Source organism: Megasphaera cerevisiae DSM 20462 (genome assembly GCF_001045675.1).
Classification (GTDB): domain Bacteria; phylum Bacillota; class Negativicutes; order Veillonellales; family Megasphaeraceae; genus Megasphaera; species Megasphaera cerevisiae.
Genome location: NZ_LEKT01000092.1, coordinates 1 through 4,108, shown reverse-complemented (window position 1 = coordinate 4,108; position 4,108 = coordinate 1). Strand labels below are relative to the sequence as shown.

The window sequence follows — 4,108 nt, the reverse complement described above, 5'->3', positions numbered from 1 at the left end:
TTCTGTATCCATGATTTCTAACGCACAAACCAGTGCCTCTGTGAAAATCCGCATAAACAGCTGCAATAATTTTGTTTCGCGTATGATCGCGGTATCGGATTCCTTTATTGTTTTGATAATTTCTGCTATAATATATTCCATGAGAAGACCTTCGGTTGTGATATATTTTGCTGGCTAGGCAATATATCTATTATCTAGGTCTTTTCTTTTTTTTGCAATATCTTACCGAGAACTATTTTACACTAAGTACAAGCAGGCGGGGCATAGTAACCAGGTCTACCAACAAGGAAAAATTCGTGGCGCCTTCGACTCTAGCACTGGAGCTATCCATCTCTTTGATGCAGCTGACCAGTCCTCTTTCATCCACGAATCAGCCCATATGTATTTGACGGAAATGTCGCACCCTTCACGGGTGTGTGGAGTGAAATACCGATATATTTCGACGAAGCTGATTTCATTTATAAAGGAAATAAAGGACGGCTGAAATATCTGGTCGTGAAAGAGCTGCTGCCGTTTCAAATCTTCAAATCCGATTCGGCATAGCGTGCCGCATCGCCCTGGCTGGCGATGCGGCCTTTTTCTATGTGGCAATAGAGTTCGTCGCCCCGTTTTGAGGCCTGGCAGGCGACGAGGTATGAGAATTTTTTTTTACGTTGCAAATGCTACGGATGACTCCGGCAGTATCTGATATACTCAAGATGTCTTGAAAAACTAACTCATAAAAATAGATTCATACGAGAAAAGGAAGCGATACTATGATTACCAAAGACATGACGTTAGCTGACGTTGTAAAAGCTTATCCGAATACGATTGGATTCCTGAATGGACTGCATCTCGATTACTGCTGCGGCGGCCATGACCCCATCGCTACGGCTGTCCGCGAAAAGGGCCTGGACGTAGATAAATTCCTGGCCGAGCTCAATCAGGCTGCAGAAAGAAAGGCTGCGCAGCGGGATGTACATGGCGATATCGAAGCGTTCAAAACGCTTGCAGTCACGGAAATGCTTGACGACCTGGAAGCGACGCATCACGTTACAGACCGTAGACTCATGGCTGAAACGGAAGAACTTCTCAACAAGATCCTCATCGTCCATTATCCGCATCATGGTAAAATGCTCACGCGTCTTCACCATCTTTATGCCGGCCTGAAGGCAGAACTGGAAGAGCATTTCGCCAAGGAAGAACAGCTCGTCTTCCCGCTGATGCGCCAGCATCCGCATCCGGACAGCCAGACGCTGGCACTTATCCAGGATTTGGAAGCAGAACATACAGGCGCCGGCGACGTCATTAAAGAAATCCAGGCCCTTACGGATAACTTCACGCCGCCAGAAGATGCTTGCCCGACTTTCCGCCAGACGTATGTTGTCATGGAACAGCTCTTTGACGACATCTTCATCCACATCTTCAAGGAAAACTCCATCGCCTTCCCGGAATACGCCGAACAGGTCTGAATATTCTGAATATAAGGAAAATCACCTGCCTCAAGGATTGATCAACATCTTTGGGACAGGTGATTTTTTTAGAAATTTGTTTAGTTTTTCAAATACGAATCGAAGAAAGCGGTGATGATGTCGAGGATTTCTTTTTGGTTCCAGTAGACGCCGCCGTGGGCTGCTCCTTCTACCAGGTAGCGTTTCGAGGGGATGTTATGTTTCTGGAGGGCCTGGAAGAGCAGGTCCGTCTGGCTCGGGGAGACGACAGTGTCCTTCGTGCCGTGCATGAGCAGCATAGGCGCACTGGTTTTGGAAATGTAAGTGATGGGGTTGGCCTTTTTGGCACCTTCCGGATTGGCCAGGATGCCGCCGTCCTGGCCGCCGAATACGGCAGAGCCGTTCACCCAAAGGGCTTCCGTGGCGCCAGGCGACTGGTGGGCTTTTTTCACGGATTCACTGTAGTCGTCGCCGATGCGGGTGAGGTCAGAGAGGCCATAGAGGTCTACGGCTGCTTTTACGTCGCTCCCGACCTGGAGATTATCGCCTTTGTCAAAGGTCGTCGTGCCGCTGGTCGTCGCGGCCATGGCCGTGAGGTAGCCGCCGGCACTGCCACCGATGATGCCGATTCGTTCCGGGTCGATGCCGAATTGGTCTGCATAGGTCTTCAAATAGCGGATAGAGGCCTTCACATCTTCCAGGGGTTCCGGGAAGCGGGCCGTAGGTGCCACGCGGTACTGGATGGAAGCGACGACGTAGCCGGTTTCTGCCAGGTGCATGCGGAGTTGTATGCCGTTGTCCTTATTGGCATTGATGAAGCCGCCGCCCGTGACGTAAACGATGGCAGGCTGTTTCGTGTCCGATTTCGGCTGCAGGATGTCCATTTTCATGGCTACGTTAGGGTAGCCCCGCATCGGGACCTGTTCGTATACGACGTCGGAAATCTGATTGATCATCGGCGTCTTTACCGGAACGGATAACACCGTGCTTTCTACTTTTCCCGGCATATCTTTCGTAGCCGAGTCCACATCTACATTCATCGCCATGGCATTGCTTCCTATCCATATGGGATATTGCAAATCGGATGTCTCTTGATGTTATTCAGACCGAATGCCTATCATATGATGACAGTGTACAAGGAGCAATTGCATTTAGTGATGGTATCATTGATGTATACGACTGGAACTCACAGGAGTTTATTGGGTACGAAGTTCACGCTGGTCTTGTTTTTATCGACGCAACAATAGGCAATGTAGGCCGGATTCGGAATACACTGGCTCATGAGTGCTTTCACTGGTATAAGCACAGGCACTACTTCAATTACAATCGATTCCATAACAACGGACAAGAATTCGCCTTTCGCTGTGAAAAAAGTAAAGTAAATGCCTCAAATCAAACTTCTATTAAAACAGATATTGAAACGATGGAATGGCAAGCTAAAATGATGGCTCCGCGAATTTTGATGCCAAAGAAAGCTGCAAAAATCTTACTCACCAATTTAATTAAAGGGTCAGAGAGCTTTGTAAATCGGGCAGAAGCTGCTGAACTCATGGTCACAAAATTTGCTAACACTTTTAATGTATCTCGCCAATCAGCAGCCATCAGAATGCTTCAGCTCGGTTTTACGGATGCAGAGCCTCTCTGCTCATATGATACAACAGAGAGTGATTTTGCCAATGGAGCAAAATACAAATCACAAGCCCAAATGCACCGCACCCCTATTGATCTATTTACCGCATTTGAAATCTATCGTGAGAATGAACTGTTACGAGAATCGCTGCATACTGGTGCTTTCCTATTTGCAGATGGATATTTCGTAATAAATGATAGTCGATATGTATCTTCTTCAAATGATCAACAAGCACATCTGACTGCCTATGCAAAAACACATCTAGCGGAATGCACACTTGATTTTTCCGTGAAGTTAGTCAATACGTCGTTAATGCGTTCCACAAAAACATTACTGTACAGGCATGATGCTGAGTTCCAGAAAGAAGCCGTTTTTGACGCAAACACACAAAACACCGAACTTTTCAACAAGGCAAAGGATTTTGAAAATAAACTAAAACGGTCACAGTCTACTCATAAAACCTCAACAAAGTGGTTATGGGAGCGTATGCAAGAAGAACATTGGAATTCTTCAACTTTTCAAGAAAACACAAAGCTTGACGCTATTAACTATACACGAGTTCAAAAACCGGAACACAAGTTCAAGATGGGTGCGCTTGTTGCAATGGGTGTGGGGTTGCGCTTAACACCTACCGAAATGGATGAGATATTGTCATTAACCGGATTAGCTTTCGACCCGAATGACAAGGAACAGCAAGCCTATGCGTATCTGTTTTCTGGCTACGCCGGACGAAGCATAGACGATTGTAATGAGTTTTTACGGGAAATTGACGTTACAGAGCTTGGAAGCCAACAAAGATTAGAGCCTATGAAAAAATCTCTGTAAACAAACTTCCACTCGAAGTCATAAGGTCTTCTATGGTACAATCTAATCATAGGAGGACTTTTTATCATGGCAAAACAGCGGAAAGAGATTCACAAGGTTGAAATGACCGATGGGAAGCGGGCTATTATCCAGCAGCTCTTCCAAGAGTATACCATCGAGAAACCAAATGACATCCAAGATGCCCTGAAGGATCTGCTTGGCGGTACCATCAAAGAGATGATGG

General features: G+C 46.5%; 4 protein-coding genes. 2 read left to right on the top strand and 2 right to left on the bottom strand.

Annotated features, from left to right (window positions below):
* Positions 1–515: 515 nt before the first annotated feature.
* Complete coding sequence (locus AB840_RS16910; protein ID WP_201775889.1) at positions 516–659, bottom strand: hypothetical protein; 144 nt, start codon at positions 657–659, stop codon at positions 516–518.
* A 96-nt stretch (positions 660–755) separates the two neighbouring features.
* Between AB840_RS16910 and AB840_RS14875 the strand changes: the two genes are divergently transcribed.
* Complete coding sequence (locus tag AB840_RS14875; RefSeq protein WP_020311745.1) at positions 756–1,451, top strand: DUF542 domain-containing protein; 696 nt, start codon at positions 756–758, stop codon at positions 1,449–1,451.
* An 80-nt stretch (positions 1,452–1,531) separates the two neighbouring features.
* Here AB840_RS14875 and AB840_RS14870 read toward each other — a convergent pair whose 3' ends face one another.
* Positions 1,532–2,476, bottom strand: coding sequence for an alpha/beta hydrolase (locus tag AB840_RS14870; protein WP_234984958.1), 945 nt, complete (start codon positions 2,474–2,476; stop codon positions 1,532–1,534).
* Between the two features lie 38 nt (positions 2,477–2,514).
* On the opposite strand from AB840_RS14870, the gene AB840_RS14865 reads away from it, so the two are divergent.
* On the top strand, positions 2,515–3,885 hold the full coding sequence (locus AB840_RS14865; protein WP_048515618.1) for an ImmA/IrrE family metallo-endopeptidase: 1,371 nt from the start codon (positions 2,515–2,517) through the stop codon (positions 3,883–3,885).
* Positions 3,886–4,108 lie beyond the last annotated feature (223 nt).